This window comes from Parashewanella tropica, assembly GCF_004358445.1.
Taxonomy (GTDB): Bacteria; Pseudomonadota; Gammaproteobacteria; order Enterobacterales; family Shewanellaceae; genus Parashewanella; species Parashewanella tropica.
Map to the genome: position 1 here is coordinate 2,571,497 of NZ_CP037951.1, position 18,293 is coordinate 2,589,789.

Here is an 18,293-nt window from a genome sequence, read left to right on the forward strand (position 1 = left end):
TATTGGTATTCCAGCACAACACTACCGATAAATGAAATGACATTAAGTCATAAAATATAACAACCTCCTTTAAATTCAATAAGTTACAGCCATGTTAATCTAAAGGCCGTAAATAAGGCTGTCTCACTCACAGCCTTAATTGAAACAGTTAAAACCCTTTGACCCCTTTCATATCCGGTAAGTGGTGAGCAATACCTTTATGGCAATCTATACAGGTTTTTTCACCTCTAGCCAGTGCTGTTGAGTGTGCTTTAGCCGCTCTAGGTGATTGACGAGTAAAGTCCATGTAATTGAAGTTATGGCAATTTCGGCACTCTAAAGAATCATTGGCCTTCAATCGCGCCCATTCGTGTTCTGCCAGTTCCCTTCTATGCGCTTCAAATTTTTCTCTGGTATTAATGGTTCCAAAAATTTTGCCCCATACTTCTTTTGAAGCCTGCATTTTCCGAGCAATTTTATTGGTCCATTTGTGAGGTACGTGACAATCTGGGCACGTCGCCCTCACCCCACTTCGATTGGTAAAATGAATCGTGGTTTTCAGCTCTTGATAAACGTTATCTCGCATTTCATGACAACTAATACAGAATTTCTCAGTATTGGTTGCTTCTAGCGCGGTATTAAAGCCACCCCAAAAGATAATACCCGCGACAAAACCACCTAAAGTTAGAAAGCCCAAACTGTAGTGAACACTTGGTTTACATAATATTCGCCAAGCCTTCTTAAGTATCTCAATCATACGGCCTCCTAGTGCTGTTTTTTGTTGGCTGACGCTTCAACCAACTTATCAACATCAACGAATGTGTTGTTCACTAACGGAGTCGAGTTCTCTTGAGATACATGGCATTGAGTACAAAAATATCGACGTGGTGACACTTGTGCCAAAAAGTGATTATCACGAGTTAAATAGTGAGATATTCCTATCATCGGAGCCTTGGACTCATGAACACGGCTACGATCATGACAACTTAAGCACTGATTTACTTTTCTATCAATTTGATATTTATGAGCCTGATGAGGAATGATTGGCGCTTGCGCGGGATAATTCCGCGCCAAGCTACCTTGATGCTCTTTCTCATTACTTAAAGGCGGAGGTGTTGGCTCGGTATTTAATGGTGCATGGCGCAATGTCGCAAAATGATCACCACGAATGGTCTTGTCAGTTCCAGCTCCCACTGCAATAAATGCAGCACTAGCCAACGTTAGTAATGCGGTAACTTTAACGAAAGATTTATTGAATGTTTTCATGATCTTTCTCCTCACGCCTTAAACACTTTAACTGCGCATTTTTTAAAGTCAGTTTGTTTAGAGATAGGATCAGTGGCATCTAAGGTCACTTTGTTGATCAACTGACTGGCGTCAAACCAAGGCACATAAACCAAACCAATGGGAGGTTTGTCTCGACCACGAGTTTCAATTCGAGTTTTGGTTTCTCCTCGACGAGATTGAACAATCACTTCATCTCCTCGCCTTAACCCACGCTTCTTAGCGTCTTCTGGATGCATAAAACACACGGCATTTGGGAAAGCTTTATAAAGCTCAGGAACACGTTGCGTCATTGAGCCTGAATGCCAATGTTCAAGAACTCGCCCAGTACACAACCATAAGTCGTATTCTGCATCTGGCGACTCTGCTGGTGGCTCGTAAGGCAAAGCAAAAATAACGGCTTTACCATCTGGCTTACCATAAAAATCCCAACCTTCTCGTTTTGCATAAGGATCTGAACCTTTTTTAAAACGCCAGAGTGTTTCTTTACCATCCACCACAGGCCAACGTAAGCCATGGGCTTCATGATAAGCATCAAATGGCGCTAGATCGTGACCGTGCCCTCGGCCGAATGTAGCGTATTCTTCAAAGAGTCCTTTTTGAATATAAAAACCAACGGCATCTGATTCAGGGTTATCGTAACCTTCGGCACGGTCAGATAACGGGAATTTATCCACTTGACCGTTTTTATACAAAACATCAAATAGTGTTTTACCTTTATAGCTTGGGTTAGCCTCCAAAACCTCTTTAGGCCAAACTTCATCAGTAGTAAAGCGTTTAGAAAACTCAACTAATTGCCACAAATCAGACATGGACTCACCGGGAGCGGTCACCATTTGATGCCAAAATTGAGTCCGACGCTCAGCATTACCATAAGCGCCCTCTTTTTCAACCCACATTGCCGTTGGTAAAACAAGATCAGCCGCCTGAGTCGTTACTGTTGGATAGGCATCCGAAACTACAATAAAGTTTTCTGGATTTCGATAGCCGGGCAGCCCTTCTTCATTCATATTTGGCCCAGCTTGCATATTGTTATTCACCTGTACCCAATAACAATTAAGTTCACCATCTTTTAATTTACGATTTTGAAGTACGGCATGATATCCCGGCTTGGGAGGGATTATCCCACTGGGGATTTTCCAAATTTTTTCGGCTATTGCTCTATGTTTAGGGTTAGCAACCACGAGGTCGGCTGGTAAACGATGAGAGAAAGTCCCTACTTCACGTGCCGTACCACATGCTGATGGTTGGCCCGTTAATGAAAATGGGCTGTTGCCCGGGGTAGCAATCTTTCCTGTAAGCAAATGAATGTTATAGATAAGATTGTTTGCCCACACACCACGTGTATGTTGGTTAAAACCCATGGTCCAAAATGATGTGATACGAGTGTTTGGATCGGCGTACCATTTAGCAAGTTCTAACAACTTATGTTTGGGTACTGCAGAAATTTCATGAGCCTTATCAATATCATATTCAGCAACGAATTTTTTAAATTCTTCAAAGTTTGAAGGAAAAGAGGCTCCTGCTTTATCTGAGTTTTTAGCTTTTTTTTGTAACGGGTGCGTTGGGCGTAAACCATAACCTATATCAGTGACGCCTTTACGGAAGTTGACATGTTTGTTCACAAAATCCCAGTTCACAGCATCATTTTGAATAATGTAATTGGCAATATAATTCAGAATGGCAAGGTCGGCTTGAGGCGTAAAAATGATTGGTAAATCGGCTAAATCAAATGAACGATGACGATAAGTCGATAGCACAGCCACCCGTACATGGGGAGCGCTTAATCTTCGGTCAGTCACCCTTGTCCATAGAATGGGGTGCATTTCCGCCATATTCGAACCCCAGAGCACGAATTTATCCGCTTCTTCCATATCGTTATAGCAACCCATGGGTTCATCAATCCCAAAGGTACGCATAAAGCCACCTACTGCAGAAGCCATACAATGACGGGCATTAGGGTCTATGTTATTGGAACCAAAACCTGCTTTCATTAGTTTTGAAGCTGCGTAACCTTCCCATACAGTCCACTGACCTGATCCAAACATACCCACTGCAGTTGGGCCTTTCTTCTTAATCGTTTCCTTCCATTTTTTGGCCATAATGTCGAAGGCGCTATCCCAAGATATGGGAGTAAAATCTCCATTCTTATCGTACTTACCATTGGTCATCCGCAACATGGGTGAAGTAAGACGATCTGAGCCGTACATTATTTTTGATAAGAAATAACCTTTAATACAATTTAAACCACGATTGACTTCGCAATCAGGATCACCTTGAGTCGCAACCACTCTTCCCTCTTTTCTCGCTACCATGACTGAACAACCCGTTCCACAGAAACGGCAAGGCGCTTTGTTCCATTCAAGTTTGGTAAATTCGGAGCTTGTGATGAGGTTACTTGCCTTTGTTGGGAGAGCTAAACCCGCAGCACCAGCAGCTGCGATTACAGCATTAGCTTTGATAAACTCGCGTCGATTCATTTTCATATCTCGTCCTCTTCAAGCACTTCACTTTGCTGGTAAACGACTGAGGTTGAGATCACGCCGGGAATGGCATTAATTTCATCAACGCATTCCATCACTTGTTTACGCCCTTTCCCTTCAATAACAACCACGAGTTTGATTTCGTTATTCACCGATAGCTCAGTATCTTTTATCACCATGATTGCCTGCCTAACCTCAGGCATTCTCTCTGGTTTTACTTGAACCACTAAGCTACAAACATGAAGTTCTATGCTCATTTATTCACTCGATTTTGTTTTTTTATAAATGCTGTGTGGATCAGTGAAATATTTAGTAGACAGATAAGAGAGCAATAGTGTGAAAAGACAACCGTCCGTGACAGGATGTCACGGTCGTCAGCACATGGATGTGCGCTCCTGTTGTTGTTCATATTATTGCTCTTTAGTTATTTTTCATTCTAATTCACACGCGTTTTATAGTTTTTTAACTTGCTGGTGGACCAGTGAAAACAATCTGGCTCATCCAAACGAGGAAGCCGTAGCCTCCGACAATGACTATCGATAACAATGGTGCAAGAAACACGGTAAGAAAGATAAAAACTCGAAATTCGGACTTTTTATCGTCACTTGAATCATTACCCATGTCCCCTCCTCTAATCAGGTCGATTTGCGTTCCAACCAAGCGGTTTTAGCCGCCGAGTAGCGAGTTCGTCCATGTAAAAATATTAAGAAAAGAGTAAAACTGATCGGGTTGAAACGAATTTAGAAATGCAGTCGGTGGAAAAACGGTATGATTTTTTTATAAAAAATGATGTGAGCTTGGTCACACTATGACTTGCAAGCCACTGTTCAGAATAAAGGAAAATAGAAATAACAAAACAACAATGTATTGATTAACAAAGAAAAAGGTTGCCCAATGGACAACCTTTTTGAAATCACTAAATACGATGAGTAGAATTAGTAACCTTTAACCCCTGTCATATTTGGTAAATGGTGTGCAATACCTTTATGACAATCGATACAAGTCTTCTCACCACTAGCAAGTGAAGTTGAGTGCGCCTCTGCGGCTCTTGGAGCTTGACGAGTAAAGTCCATGTAGTCGAAGTTATGGCAGTTACGACATTCTAGTGAGTCGTTTGCTTTTAACCTCGCCCATTCATGCTCAGCAAGTTCTCGACGTTTTGCTTCGAACTTCTCACGAGTATTAATGGTACCAAAGATCTTACCCCAAACTTCTTTAGAAGCCTGCATTTTACGAGCAATCTTATTAGTCCATTCATGTGGAACGTGACAGTCAGGACAAGTCGCTCTCACACCACTGCGGTTAGAAAAGTGAATTGTGCCTTGTAACTCTTCATACACGTTAGCTTCCATTTCGTGACAACTAATACAGAACTCTTCAGTATTGGTTGCTTCAAGGGCAGTGTTAAAACCACCCCAGAAAATAATACCCGCGATAAAGCCACCAATGGTTAGAAAGCCTAAACTATAGTGAACACTTGGTTTAGCCAGTACTCGCCAAACCTGTTTCAGTTTATCCATCATAGTGCCTCCTAGTGCTCTGCACTTTTCTTGGCTTCAGCCGCTTCAAGCAACTTATCAACATCAATAAACACGTTAGGCACTAATGGCTTAGCTTCATCTTGTGCAACATGACATTGAGTACAGAAGTAACGACGTGGCGATACTTGTGCTAAGAAGTGGTTATCACGAGTCATATAGTGAGTCACGCTTACCATAGGTGCTTTTGACTCTTTGATTCGACTGCGATCATGGCAGCTTAAGCACTGGTTCACTTTAAGGTTCACCTGATACTTTCTCACTTTATGAGGTACCACTGGCGCTTGAGTCGGGAAAGCACGACCCAAAGTACCTTTATGATCCACTTCGTTTTTTAACGGTGGAGGCGTTGGCTCACTAGTGATTGCTGTTCCACGTAAAGTAGCAAAATCATCCTCATGGATTACTTTATCCGCAGCAGTTGCTAGAAAAGCAGAGCTAGTTAATGCTAACAGTGCGGCCATTTTTACGACGTTTTGTTTAACTGTTTTCATAACTTGCTCCTTATGCCTTGTACACTTTAACTGCACATTTCTTAAAGTCAGTCTGCTTAGACAGTGGATCAGTAGCATCTAGTGTTACTTTATTGATCAATTGGCTAGCATCAAAGAAAGGTACATACACTAGACCTACAGGAGGCTTGTTACGTCCACGAGTTTCAACACGAGTGCGAATTTGACCACGACGTGATTCAACAATCACTTCATCACCACGGCGTAAGCCTTTTTCTCTCGCATCCTTTGGATGCATGAAACAAACCGCATTTGGAACTGCTTTGAACAGCTCAGGAACACGCTGAGTCATAGACCCTGTATGCCAATGCTCAAGTACACGACCAGTACACAGCCACATTGGGAATTCTTCATCTGGAGATTCTGCAGGTGGCTCGTAAGGTAGAGCGAAAATCACGGCACGACCGTCTGGCTTACCGTAGAACTCATAACCTTTACCCGGAGTTACATACGGATCTGAACCTTCACGGAAGCGCCATAGTGTTTCTTTGCCATCAACTACAGGCCAACGTAGACCGTGTACTTCGTGGTAAGTATCAAATGGTGCTAAATCGTGAGCTTTACCGCGACCGAACTTTGCGTATTCTTCAAATAGACCTTTCTGAACATAGAAACCAAAGTCTTCTGACTCTTCATTGTCATAACCTTCAGCCATGTCAGAAAGTGGGTACTTGTTCACTTCACCGTTTGCATAAAGCACGTCGAATAACGTTTTACCTTTATATTCAGGGTTCGCTTCTAGTACGTCTTTTGGCCACACTTCATCAGTAGTAAAGCGCTTAGAGAACTCCATGGTTTGCCACAAGTCAGACTTAGCTTCACCCGGTGCTTTAACCATTTGATGCCAGAACTGAGTACGACGTTCAGCGTTACCGTATGCACCTTCTTTCTCCACCCACATAGCCGTTGGTAGAACCAAGTCAGCCGCTTGAGTAGAAACCGTTGGGTACGGATCAGAAACCACGATGAAATTTTCAGGGTTACGCCAGCCCGGAAGGATCTCTTCATTGACGTTAGGACCTGCTTGCATATTATTAGTTACCTGAGTCCAGTAACAGTTCAAGTCACCGTCTTTCAACTTACGGCTTTGAAGAACAGCATGGAAACCCGGTTTTGCAGGAATAATACCGCTTGGGATCTTCCAGTATTTTTCAGCAATTGCACGGTGCTTAGGATTCTTAACCACCATGTCTGCTGGTAAACGGTGAGCAAACGTACCAACCTCACGTGCGGTACCACAAGCCGATGGCTGACCCGTTAGCGAGAATGGGCTGTTACCCGGAGTTGCAATCTTACCAGTCAATAAGTGGATGTTATAAAGCAGGTTGTTACACCACACACCACGAGTATGCTGGTTAGCACCCATAGTCCAGAAAGAAGTCACTTTCAGTTTAGGATCGGCATACCATTTAGCGATTTCAATCAATTTCTCTGCTGGAACACCAGAAAGCGCTTCTGCTTTCTCAACAGTGTATTCAGACACAAACTTCTTGAATTCATCAAAATCGATTGGAGAAGACGCACCCGCTTTGTCCGCGTTTTTCGCTTTCATTTGGGTAGGATGGTTAGGACGTAAACCATAACCAATATCCGTCATACCCTTACGGAAGTTAACGTGTTTCTTCACAAAGTCCCAGTTCACTGCATCATTTTGGATGATGTAGTTAGCAATAAAGTTAAGAATTGCTAAGTCAGTTTGTGGGGTGAACACCATTGGCACGTCAGCAAGGTCGAAAGAACGATGCTTATAAGTAGACAGAACACCAATACGAACGTGTGGTGCACTTAGACGACGGTCAGTAACACGAGTCCATAGGATTGGGTGCATTTCTGCCATGTTTGAGCCCCACAACACGAAGCAATCTGCCGCTTCCATATCGTTGTAGCACCCCATTGGCTCATCGATACCAAAGGTACGCATGAAGCCACCTACCGCAGACGCCATACAGTGACGAGCGTTAGGGTCAATGTTGTTAGAACCAAAACCAGCTTTCATCAGTTTTACAGCCGCGTAGCCTTCCCAGACTGTCCACTGACCTGAACCGAACATACCCACAGCAGTTGGACCTTTCTTCTTAATGGTTTCTTTCCATTTTTCTGCCATGATGTCGAAAGCACTGTCCCAAGAAATTGGGGTAAACTCACCATTTTTGTCGTACTTACCATCGGTCATACGAAGCATTGGCGAGGTTAGGCGGTCTTTGCCGTACATGATTTTAGAAAGGAAGTAACCTTTAACGCAGTTTAAACCACGGTTTACTTCACAATCTGGGTCACCTTGAGTAGCAACCACTTTACCGTCTTTACGGGCAACCATAACTGAACAACCAGTACCACAGAAACGGCATGGAGCTTTGTTCCAGTCAAGTTTGGTTTGCTCTGAACTTGTTATGAGATTGCTTGCAGTAGCAGGTAATGCTAAGCCGGCAACGCCAGCCGCTGCCGCTACGGCATTCGCTTTCATAAACTCACGTCTATTCATTTTCATATCTCGCCCTCGTCAAGCACTTCACTTTGGTGGTAAACCATGGAGGTTGATATAACGCCATCCAGTGCATTAATTTCATCAATCTTATCCATAATTTCGCGGCGACCTTCTCCTTCTAGGACAACCACTAATTTAACTTCGTTGTTTACCGACAGCTCAGCATTCTCAACAGCCATAATGGCCTTACGAACGTCAGACATATGTTCTGGCTTAACTTGTACTACCAAGCTGGTTACGTGAAGTTCTTTGCTCATTTTTACACTCAATAAAAGATTTGTTATTTTTTGTTTGTCGTATTAACTCGTGGGTGGTCCCATCAAAATTTGGCTCATCCATATTAAAAAGCCGTATCCACCAACAATTAAAATTGACAGAAGTGGAGCTAAAAACACCGTTAAAAACACGAACATTTTTAATTCCGTCTTCTTCTCATCGCTCGAAGCATTACTCATGTATCCTCCTTGCGGATATTGTCGATAAGTTTCACCAACTGAACCCTCCCAGCTGATGACCTAATAATAACGGGCAACAAAATGAAGCTATACCCGTTACAGCTGTTAAATTCGTGAATCAGTTGATCCAGATCATTCAAAATGAAAAGTTAATGACGGAAAGCGAGTTTGAAGAAAAAGAGTGGGATTTATAGACAATAAATACACATGATCTGGATCAATTTTCTTATGCAGAATTAACAAGTTAAAAATTGACATAGATCACGTCACTTTAATTATGATGTAACTAATTAAAGTTAAACCTTAGAGTTAAAGCACCAATTTGCCTCAATTATTTCTGGTAAAATCTGATTGATTTTGAACATAATTGAAATGTAGTTTCAGAAATAATTTTAACAAAAGGTAAAACTACCTTTGACTTAACCTACTTTCAATTTAAAGCCTTCATGAGTGGCTACAAAACCTAGTTTTTCATAAAAACGAATAGCATCAGGCCGCTGCTTGTCGCTAGTAAGTTGGATTAAAGAACAACCTTTTTCAGTTGCAAGTTCAATTGAATGATTAAACATAAGCTCACCAATGCCCATCCCGCGAGCATTCTCACTCACTCTTACACCTTCAATTAAACAGCGCCAACTGCCTTTGTGCGTAAGATAAGGTATATAAGTGATTTGCAGCATTCCGATGATTTCATTATTAAGAGTTGCCACTAAAAGCTGATTATTGGGGTCTGAGTTTATAGCACCGAAGGCTTCAAGGTATGATTTATCGAGTGGTAAATTTGGATTTTCTCGTAGTTTTCCAAGGTCATCATTAGCGAGTAATTCTACTAATTTAGGCAAATCTTGCTCAACTGCATTACGAAATTTAATTTCCATTGTTTTCCAAGTTTGTTAATTAAGCTGTAGCTATTTTGTTATGAAATGGCTGAAAATGATATTAATCTTTATTCACTTTCATCTTGGATTCCTGACAATTCCAACACTCGAGTTTCATCACCATCAAAGCTCAACTGATTAGCTTTTTTCCAATAGGCTTCCACTCCATTTTTACCTTGTTTATCGTGAGACTGAACCAGTTGTTGCCGTTGTTCAACAAAATCATACAATGGAACACCCATTCCACATGACGATTGGGTTTTATCAATATCCAATACAAATATCTGTCGAGTACCCGTAAATGTTGGAAACAGCTTCGAATAAGTATCAAAGTTTTCATCAGCTTGGTGTAACACTTTGGCTTTACCATATAGCCTAAGGATTAATGGGCTTCCTTCAAAGGCACAGAACATCATGGTCATCCTTGGGTTTTGCTGAACATGCATAGAGGTTTCATTGCCACTGCCAGTCAGATTTAACCAAGCCACTTGATGTTCGTTAATGAGTCTAAACGCATCTAACCCTTTGGGGGATAGGTTTACCCTGCCCTCTCCAGCAGCGGTAGCAACAAAAAACATCTTTTGTTTTAAGATAAAGTCTCGCTGATGCGTTGTAATTGATTCAAAAATTTTTCCCATATTGGGGTCCTTTTCTATTAATAAGTGAAAATTTTCAAACTGAAATAAGCTATTAACTCAAATTAATCAAAACTATTCCTTGCTTCGACTGTCCATTAATCATGTTTTAAACTTTATTGTCAATAACCGTTTACTTAGCCAAAATCTTGTTTTAACTAAAAATATTGTTGATTTAATGTCAAATCCGCTTGCGGCTCTATCACTTCAAGACAGAGAAGCGATTGCAAGACTCGATTTTAGAGATGTTACACAAGCCGATCGCCCGCTGGAAGTCGAAATAAAAGGTGGAAGGACCTTCGCCAAACAGTATCGCTTTTCGTGTGAAGGCGACGGCCTGATGTTAACCAAACTTGGCAACTTCCATAGCAAGCCAGCGACACATTCTTTAAGTTCACAGCAATATACCCATAATAGCTTTCGTCCTGCTTTACTTGCCGCAACAATTAATCCAAGCCTGCCTACTGAAGTGTTGTCCCAAGAGTTACTTTCAATGACTCATGTCGAAAAGCAATGGCTTTTCTCTTCCCTAAGCGAGCAGAAATCCGAAGAGTTATGTACTCAACTACTGCCTTCAATATTGGATACGCAAGAGGACATTAATCTTGATAACAGCATTCTGTTTGATTTTCCTCCCAAAATAGTAGCTAGAGCGATTTCTAAACAACCACTTGAAACACAACAAAGGTTGTTGATCAACAGTAAAGTCTCTGCTGAGTGCCAAATCGCTAGGCTAGAAATCATCATTAACTTCCCAATAGATGCACAACTTACTTTTTTGACCCAAGCAGATGACGAGACTATTCAAGGGGTCTTAACGCCTCAACCAGAAGAAGGAGCACAAGAAGGTTGTGCATATCCATGCCATAACTACAATGGATACATTCACTTCTTGCAACGATTACCTGAACAACAACTGCGTTGCATTATTGTTCAAATGACTGACATTAGTCGCTGTCAGTTTTTATTAAGTCTTGATTTAGACAAAACATGTTCATTTCTTCGATTATTACCCCCAAAAAAAGTGGCTAAATTCCTAGTGTTAACAGCGTATTTTTCACAGTACCCAGAATCAGCAAAAGTTACTGAAGATACATGTTGGTGGGCAGAAGCAAAAGAATTTATAGATGTTGAAGACTGGCTAAGTTGCGGGAGAGATACTTCTAAAGCAGCTAAACAAGACTCTAGCTTGTTTCCTGAGCAAGCCTACAGCTTAAGTGAATTGATATTTGTATTAAAAGAAAATCACCAAGAACAATTAAAAGATGCAATTCGTGAATTAACCGCTGAAGAATCTAGACTTCTAACTGATATCGACTCTCAATATGAAAAGGCGCTAGAAAATAAGCCGTCAACCCAATTAAAAGCAAGCATTATTAAGGCCCAAACCAATTATCAAAAAATGATGGCCGACCTATTAATTATTGTGCAATCCAACCAAAGAACTGAATTCTCTGGATGCTGCTTAAATTACAGGCGCTCCAGCCATTTTCTCGGCCATTTAAACAACGATCAGGTACTGCTCTTAATTCGGTTGGCTCAACCTAGAGAAGCGTTGCGAGCCATTTTTTATATGGATCCAATAAGACGCGGAAATTTTATTTATTCTCATTCGGGTCAAGTGTTTATTGAGGTGATTATCGGAAACTGGCTTAAAAAAGAGCCATTGCCATATGGTGAACTCTCAATCATTGCACAAGCCACATGCGACTTTAGCCTCGAAGAAACAAGATTTATGGGCTGGTTTCTATACTATTTGCCCAAGGAGCAGGCTGAGAAATTTATTGAACGCCTCCCCGCCGATATAGTGAAAATAGTGCAACAAGGGGTATCCTTCTTATTTTATAATATGCGTGGTGATGTAGAACGATCTGGATTACATATCCCCTTAACTCCCGCTGCCGATGCAATTGAAGCCGCTGAAGCATCTAAAGCTAATGTTGCAGAGCCCCAGCATAACTTAGAACCAGATACTATACAGCCACAACTTACAGAACATCCAACATCTCTTGAACCCCATTTAGCTGATGAAACCGAGCAAACAACGCAAGTGAAAACAAGAACTGATTTACACTCAACTCCCCAAATACCATCGCTTGATGCCTCAGGACAAGCCATCGTTTCTTTAACTTTAGACACTGCTGCATCACCTTCACCTGCCGTTAGTTCAATAACAGGCCGTCAACAAGAGCTATCAGCTTCAACAGGGGAAGCAGCTGAAACTAATGAACAAACGTCGGAAACCAAAGACCGAGAGCTCACCGTCACACCTGCTCCGACAACAGACATTCCAGATACTGCAGGCAGCCCTCAGGACCAATCTGATGATGAGAATGTCGAATTCGATTTATATGTCACTCAATCCGGCAACGATTTGACATTCAGCGTCGCTGAAAGGGCTGAATTTGAAAGGCTGCAAATAGAAGAGAGAAATAAACGGATACAACAGAATAGAGTCATGAAAGAGGATCAAAAACAAAGAAAACCAGATGATGATTTTTTTGTTGAATTGGCAAATCGACTGCCTAAAACTGCAATAAAATTCTTATTAGAATGCAAACCAAATCGTTTATCTCCATTTCATCCTAATATACTGCTACGCCTTGAACCCTACGCCATACAATGCATCTTCGATTCGACTCCTAATGCCGACGTATTTTGGAGTTTTGTACTCTTAGAAAACTTCACAATTGAATTATTTACTAAATTTCAATGCCTCAACATTCAACAACGTCTAAAAGTCAATCGTGCAATGAATGGGAAACAATGGCTGACTATCGCCAACCGTTTATCTGAATCGCAAATTGCTTTCTGGATAGATTTTCGTTCAGCATTACAAAGCTTGTTTTTTGAAGTCCGTTTCTCTAATCATACAAAGCTAACATGCTATCTCGAAATTTGTGACCCCCATGAATTTGTGGCCATTATCACCGCCCTTTCTGAAGAAACATTAACCGAAAGCCTACACAATCTGCCCCCACACAGATCGTTTGAACTTTTTAGTGAAGTACCTACACTATCAAAAACACCTCACGTTCTTGCTGCACTAGGCAGCACGTATAAAGACACTCTAATCGAAATAATAAAGTGTGCTAATAAAGCGAATACAGTTGTAGGCCCCGTATACCTTCCTAAACAAAGAGAGTTAAGAGAAGCCTTTGAGCAAGAAAACTACGTCGAAATGGCTTTGCTTTTTGGTCCCCGAAAAATTCTTTTAAAACGCGCAGAAACCCTCAAACAAAAAACAAAAGAGTTCCAACAGAAACTCAAACATCTGTATTTATTGCGTAAAAGAGATCGTAGGGAAATCAGTGAATTCCAACGTATATCTGTAAGTGAAGTAAGTAGGTTCGAAACTATTACTGACACCAAAAGACGTGCTATCTACTATGTTGATCAGGAGAAGCTATATCCTATACTACGAGCTCCTGAGTTAAACTCTCCCCTTGATGTCACGGAAATTCCTCCAGGTCGATTTAAAACCCCTGAAAGTATGGACTTCAACTATATTAGCTTCACAGTTACTGATGCTGGATGCGAAGGATATGAATCTATTGTATCAACTAAATATTCCGTAACCTTGTCAAAAATTTTGGACAACATGAAAAAATATATGCCAGGGGGCCGATATACCGACAGAACGATACAACCGGGTTTACAAGGCTTGGTTCCTTCACCGGGATGCCTTTATGCAGCAAGAGGTGGTCTATCGTTAACTCGATACTTGGCCAGAAATAACGAGGAACCGGATGAATTGAATATTATGGTGTTAAGAAAGTTTTATGAGGATTTAGCCTATTGTCATCATGGCCTATTCTTTTTTAGAGATATAAAGCCAGATAATATTCTGGTCTCTGAATATGCCGATCACGCAACAAATAAACAGCAGCGGTTAGGGATGCCAATGCTTTTCCCTGTTGATTTAAGTGATATGTGCCAAGTGAAAGCTAATGGCAATCATCTATGTATTGTTGACATAACAGCCAGTACAGGAACCGATGCTTTCATAACCTCAGAGCTACAAGAGCAAAAAAAGAATACTGACAGTATCGAAGAGTTAGTTGAAGGACTTCAATCAGGTGATAAATATGCAGCACTACTTACCATTTTCTACGCTATCTCAGCAAAAGCTAGAAAAGTGATCATACGCCCTTGCGACTATTCCCCCAATAGTCCTTATTACATCCCATCCCAGGATGGGGTAAGCCAACATCGATACGGAATACTTCATCCTAAAAGCGCACCACCTGCTTCAAGGAAAATTATCATAGATTTGATTTCCAAATATGTGTTTCCCGAATTTCAGGAACAGGTTATCAATTTCCTTCAAAACCCAACTGAAGCCTACTTGGAACACGAAGTTTTCGACATTATTAATTGGAATCGTGATACAGAACAATACTGCCAATCTACTTTTGAGCAATATCAAGATGATGGTCATATGTCCCTAGAAGAAACGCCCCACGAGGACAGCTAGTATTCATCTCTCCCCTAGGTACTCAAATAAAACATTCTTTGACGTCAAAAATAACCACTAAACACCAGATTAAACTGTCTTAATTTTCATTGAGATACTTACTATCAGCTCCCAAACTTAATTAAGGTATATCAATAGGATTGTTATATTGGCGACGGGAATAACACCAGCCCTAGTATTGAATCCGCGAAGCTTATTAAAAATCAATGAGATGGACTACTCCCCACTTGCGAGAGAGCAATCCATCGAATTGAGGTTAACAGGGCTGCAGGGGTTAAGGTACCAAAAATACCGTATCAAATTGGTGAACAATAAAATACAACTGGAGGGGTTTCATAAAAACAGATCCCCTCAGCCTGCCTGTGTCTTGGGTTTAGACTCAGAACACCCTGCTGTCGTTATTTTAGAAGAAGCTTTAGTTTCTCCCTACATGCCTCACACGATTATTGCACAACAACTCACAGATTTACCTGTAGAAAGACAAAAACAAATAATGATTAAAATGTCTAACTACAAGGCAATGAAAGTCATACAATCCATGCTAAAGCTTAGGCAACACAAAGCTTTAGAACTCTTACAGATGTTTCCATCTAAAGTATGTTTATCAATGATCGCTGAGCTGCCTGCTGAATTACTGAGTGAATTACTGACAGAATATAAGGGCAATAGGGAACATGGCTTAAATCAAATATTACCTTATATGCCAAACGCAGTATCACTTCCCTTTATAAATCACCTTAGCCCAAGTGAGCAATTAGCCTATTTTAAAAGCCTCAGCTTAACCACATCTCAAGAATTTAGTTCATTTTCCATAGAGCAAATTAGACAGCAGTTAAACAGCATTGATTCCGATAAACGCCACACTCTATTGGTAGCTTGTGCTCCATCCTTAGCCTTAGAGCTACTGCAACGCCTTTCTCAGGAAAACAAAAAAGAAGCGCTACATAAATTACCGCCAGAAAGAGTTAAAAATATCCTGATTTGTTCGCTCTATCTTGAGACATCACCCGAAACATACATACAACTCGAACAATCGCCTTGGTGGACTCAAGAGTGTAAACACCTCACTTATGATGATTGGATATTATTCGTACCTACAGAGAAAACACCCTCTTCTGCTAATGTAGTAGAAATGCCCTGTGGTACATTTAACGAATGCGTAACCTTATTACATGAAACAAATAAAGAGCAACTCAATGCGGTATCGCACTGCTTTTCAGCTGAAGAACTCGTCTTTATCTTGCAATTAGAACAACACCCTGCAACACAGAGTTTGAGTGAGATTGACGCGCCGATTTGTTCAAAGCTAAGACAGTTAAAAATCCTTTCCCCCATACTTCTTAATTTATTTGAACTTGGGGGTCATCAGGAAGGTTTTAATTTGGCGACAGAGTGCTCAGCGGAGCAGGTTTTATTACGCCTCAATCAACTCGAAAATAAAGCTTTAAACTTGTTTTTAGTCGAGCCTAGGACAAAAGCACTATTCGCTAGACTATTGATCCCTGCTATTAAACATCAAAAAGACGCTTATCTATTAACCGATGCATTAATGACAATAATGCAAAAAAGCCAAGTAGAAGCTCTAGGGTGCCTTCTACATCATTTCATGGAATTCCTTCCTCATTCAGCTCTGACTCAATTAAATATTGAAAACGTAGAATGTGCATTAATGGTTAGTTTTCAGATGAAAATGCCTATTCATAAACAACACGCTCTAATTCTTATACTTTTATCTCTAATTCCATTAGAAAGGAGGCTAGATTCTTCTCGTTATTGGTACGCGAAATTGGGACCTATCCCTGCCGCCTACATTGATTCTATGCCTAGTGAGAGCTTTGAACTATGGTTTGATGCCTTTCAGCTATTTCCACGTGAAAAACAGCTAAGCTCTATCCGCGCTCTTCAAAGTGATACTTGGTTAAAAAAAGCAAAAATAATACCGGTTGAGCAATTACATTCTTGGATTGATTTTGATAGCGAACTGCAAACACAATACTGGCTTACAAGACCAAATAGGATAAGTCTTGCAGAATTATTTGTTACTGTTGAGCCTCAACAAAGGCATGCTTTATTTCACAACATATCTGCTTTAGATTTAGCTGTTACGTTGATATCTTTACCAGCAAATGTTCGAATCGAAATCATTACTTCATCCGCATTTCACACAAAAATGCCTCAAGTGCTTGAGCAATGGGAAAACATAGACAGAGCAAATTTGCTTGCAACGTTACAACAAAATAAAAAACAAATAGACCTGATAGCCCTCCTAGACAAAAGAGAGTTCAAAAAATTAGCTATAGGATTGGCCACTACCAAAGCAAAAGCAAGAGCAAGCATTATCTGTAAAGAATTCAAAAAATACCGAGTTAAAAAATTGGAAAGGCTAAGCGAAGAAGATACTGACTTCATCAAAATGGAGAATCAGCGTCACCAACTTACTTATTGGCTTAAAAAAGACAGTATTTTTCCTCCGCTGCGTGAACCCAATAAAGTCACTCTACAGATCCCACCAGATAAAACTATAAAAGGTGCTTTTAAAGTTTGTAAAAGTTTTGATAAGTCATTCATAAAATTCGTCGTAATAGAGCTTAACGAAAATAATTTCCCAGTGCCGATAGACCTTCGAGAAATCGAAAAAAGTCAGTCCATATTGGAACAATTATTAACCGATGCGACAGCAGTACGATCTAGCTTGCCCACCATTTCACCTGGGTTACAAGGGCAATATATAGAACATGTTCCTGACGGAGAAAATGGACCACATAGTATTATGATTGCCGCAAAAGGAGGAGCTAGTTTGGCGGCGACAACTTCACCTGTAAAAGGTACACCAATGAAGGTCAATATTAGTTGTTTTGAGCAATTATGTGCCGATATTGCTACATCTCATCGACTGGGTTATTTTTATCGTGATATTAAGCCTGACAATATTTTATATGCAGAATACGCTGATCCTCAAAGGCAAAGTCGGTATAACAGACCCCAGCTTCATCAGATAGATTTATCGACTCTATGTTGGGCTCCTGAAGCTATGGATCCTACTCGTAGCCACCAATACAGTTTCCCATTAGAGGAACCTACAGGAACCGTATCTCACATAACTCAACAATTATTAGAAAATAAGCAAAACGCTGATAGAGAAGGGCTTAAAAATGCTGACAACTATGCTCTACTTCTGACCATATTAGGAAGTGTGGATTCGGAATTTAACCGTATTGAAAAAAGCCCGAGCCAATTTGATCCTAACGAACACCCTAAATTTGCAAAACGAGCCATGCCGGGTGCCAAAAATGCATTTGTTTTTGGTATCTTGCATGAAGATAACTCACCAGAATGCAACCGTCATATTATCATTAAAGCTGTTAAAAAATACGTGAAACCTGAACACCACGAAACGGTTATACGATTTTTAACTGATCCTGTGAAGTATCCATTAAGACGGCCTGTTGTAGAACTAATGGATTGGGAAGTGGATGATAGGGAATTCTTGGAATAAGAATGGGCGATACATCATCAAAATAGCTCTCCCTGATTGGCAAGGTCAAATGCCTTGCCAAAACTATTCTG

General features: G+C 40.7%; 14 protein-coding genes. 2 read left to right on the top strand and 12 right to left on the bottom strand.

Annotated features, from left to right (window positions below; translation table 11 throughout):
- Window positions 1-148: 148 nt before the first annotated feature.
- From E2H97_RS11295 to E2H97_RS11350, 12 genes are all read right to left on the bottom strand, one after another.
- A complete protein-coding gene (locus E2H97_RS11295) occupies window positions 149-736 on the bottom strand; it encodes a cytochrome c3 family protein (RefSeq protein ID WP_133407239.1) in 588 nt (195 codons plus the stop codon).
- An 8-nt stretch (window positions 737-744) separates the two neighbouring features.
- Window positions 745-1,245, bottom strand: coding sequence for a nitrate reductase cytochrome c-type subunit (locus E2H97_RS11300; RefSeq protein ID WP_133407240.1), 501 nt, complete (start codon window positions 1,243-1,245; stop codon window positions 745-747).
- Between the two features lie 11 nt (window positions 1,246-1,256).
- On the bottom strand, window positions 1,257-3,749 hold the full coding sequence (napA, locus tag E2H97_RS11305) for a nitrate reductase catalytic subunit NapA (protein WP_218938213.1): 2,493 nt from the start codon (window positions 3,747-3,749) through the stop codon (window positions 1,257-1,259).
- A complete protein-coding gene (locus tag E2H97_RS11310) occupies window positions 3,746-4,003 on the bottom strand; it encodes a chaperone NapD (RefSeq protein ID WP_133407241.1) in 258 nt (85 codons plus the stop codon). Before E2H97_RS11310 ends, napA (E2H97_RS11305) begins: the two co-directional genes overlap by 4 nt.
- Window positions 4,004-4,208: 205 nt before the next feature.
- Complete coding sequence (locus tag E2H97_RS11315; RefSeq protein ID WP_133407242.1) at window positions 4,209-4,367, bottom strand: periplasmic nitrate reductase, NapE protein; 159 nt, start codon at window positions 4,365-4,367, stop codon at window positions 4,209-4,211.
- A gap of 314 nt (window positions 4,368-4,681) precedes the next feature.
- Window positions 4,682-5,269, bottom strand: coding sequence for a cytochrome c3 family protein (locus E2H97_RS11320; RefSeq protein WP_133407243.1), 588 nt, complete (start codon window positions 5,267-5,269; stop codon window positions 4,682-4,684).
- Between the two features lie 8 nt (window positions 5,270-5,277).
- On the bottom strand, window positions 5,278-5,778 hold the full coding sequence (locus E2H97_RS11325) for a nitrate reductase cytochrome c-type subunit (protein WP_133407244.1): 501 nt from the start codon (window positions 5,776-5,778) through the stop codon (window positions 5,278-5,280).
- Window positions 5,779-5,788: 10 nt separating this feature from the next.
- On the bottom strand, window positions 5,789-8,278 hold the full coding sequence (gene napA, locus E2H97_RS11330; protein ID WP_133408628.1) for a nitrate reductase catalytic subunit NapA: 2,490 nt from the start codon (window positions 8,276-8,278) through the stop codon (window positions 5,789-5,791).
- A 2-nt stretch (window positions 8,279-8,280) separates the two neighbouring features.
- The gene (locus E2H97_RS11335) at window positions 8,281-8,538 is read right to left on the bottom strand and encodes a chaperone NapD (protein ID WP_133407245.1); all 258 of its coding nucleotides are present in this window, start codon (window positions 8,536-8,538) and stop codon (window positions 8,281-8,283) included.
- A gap of 42 nt (window positions 8,539-8,580) precedes the next feature.
- A complete protein-coding gene (gene napE, locus E2H97_RS11340; protein WP_133407246.1) occupies window positions 8,581-8,736 on the bottom strand; it encodes a periplasmic nitrate reductase, NapE protein in 156 nt (51 codons plus the stop codon).
- Window positions 8,737-9,155: 419 nt separating this feature from the next.
- A complete protein-coding gene (locus E2H97_RS11345; RefSeq protein WP_133407247.1) occupies window positions 9,156-9,614 on the bottom strand; it encodes a GNAT family N-acetyltransferase in 459 nt (152 codons plus the stop codon).
- A 68-nt stretch (window positions 9,615-9,682) separates the two neighbouring features.
- A complete protein-coding gene (locus tag E2H97_RS11350; protein WP_133407248.1) occupies window positions 9,683-10,252 on the bottom strand; it encodes a pyridoxamine 5'-phosphate oxidase family protein in 570 nt (189 codons plus the stop codon).
- A gap of 175 nt (window positions 10,253-10,427) precedes the next feature.
- Here E2H97_RS11350 and E2H97_RS11355 point away from each other — a divergent pair, with 175 nt between their 5' ends.
- Window positions 10,428-14,726, top strand: coding sequence for a protein kinase family protein (locus tag E2H97_RS11355; RefSeq protein ID WP_133407249.1), 4,299 nt, complete (start codon window positions 10,428-10,430; stop codon window positions 14,724-14,726).
- Window positions 14,727-14,874: 148 nt separating this feature from the next.
- Window positions 14,875-18,222: a hypothetical protein gene (locus E2H97_RS11360; protein ID WP_133407250.1), complete on the top strand. Its 3,348-nt coding sequence runs from the start codon at window positions 14,875-14,877 to the stop codon at window positions 18,220-18,222.
- Window positions 18,223-18,293 lie beyond the last annotated feature (71 nt).

Coding starts and splice junctions, on each gene's coding strand:
- E2H97_RS11300 (WP_133407240.1), bottom strand. CDS start 1,245: ATGAAAACATTCAATAAATCTTTCGTTAAAGTTACCGCATTACTAACG.
- E2H97_RS11315 (WP_133407242.1), bottom strand. CDS start 4,367: ATGGGTAATGATTCAAGTGACGATAAAAAGTCCGAATTTCGAGTTTTT.
- E2H97_RS11310 (WP_133407241.1), bottom strand. CDS start 4,003: ATGAGCATAGAACTTCATGTTTGTAGCTTAGTGGTTCAAGTAAAACCA.
- napA (WP_133408628.1), bottom strand. CDS start 8,278: ATGAATAGACGTGAGTTTATGAAAGCGAATGCCGTAGCGGCAGCGGCT.
- E2H97_RS11345 (WP_133407247.1), bottom strand. CDS start 9,614: ATGGAAATTAAATTTCGTAATGCAGTTGAGCAAGATTTGCCTAAATTA.
- E2H97_RS11325 (WP_133407244.1), bottom strand. CDS start 5,778: ATGAAAACAGTTAAACAAAACGTCGTAAAAATGGCCGCACTGTTAGCA.
- E2H97_RS11355 (WP_133407249.1), top strand. CDS start 10,428: ATGTCAAATCCGCTTGCGGCTCTATCACTTCAAGACAGAGAAGCGATT.
- E2H97_RS11320 (WP_133407243.1), bottom strand. CDS start 5,269: ATGATGGATAAACTGAAACAGGTTTGGCGAGTACTGGCTAAACCAAGT.
- napA (WP_218938213.1), bottom strand. CDS start 3,749: ATGAAAATGAATCGACGCGAGTTTATCAAAGCTAATGCTGTAATCGCA.
- E2H97_RS11335 (WP_133407245.1), bottom strand. CDS start 8,538: ATGAGCAAAGAACTTCACGTAACCAGCTTGGTAGTACAAGTTAAGCCA.
- E2H97_RS11295 (WP_133407239.1), bottom strand. CDS start 736: ATGATTGAGATACTTAAGAAGGCTTGGCGAATATTATGTAAACCAAGT.
- E2H97_RS11350 (WP_133407248.1), bottom strand. CDS start 10,252: ATGGGAAAAATTTTTGAATCAATTACAACGCATCAGCGAGACTTTATC.
- napE (WP_133407246.1), bottom strand. CDS start 8,736: ATGAGTAATGCTTCGAGCGATGAGAAGAAGACGGAATTAAAAATGTTC.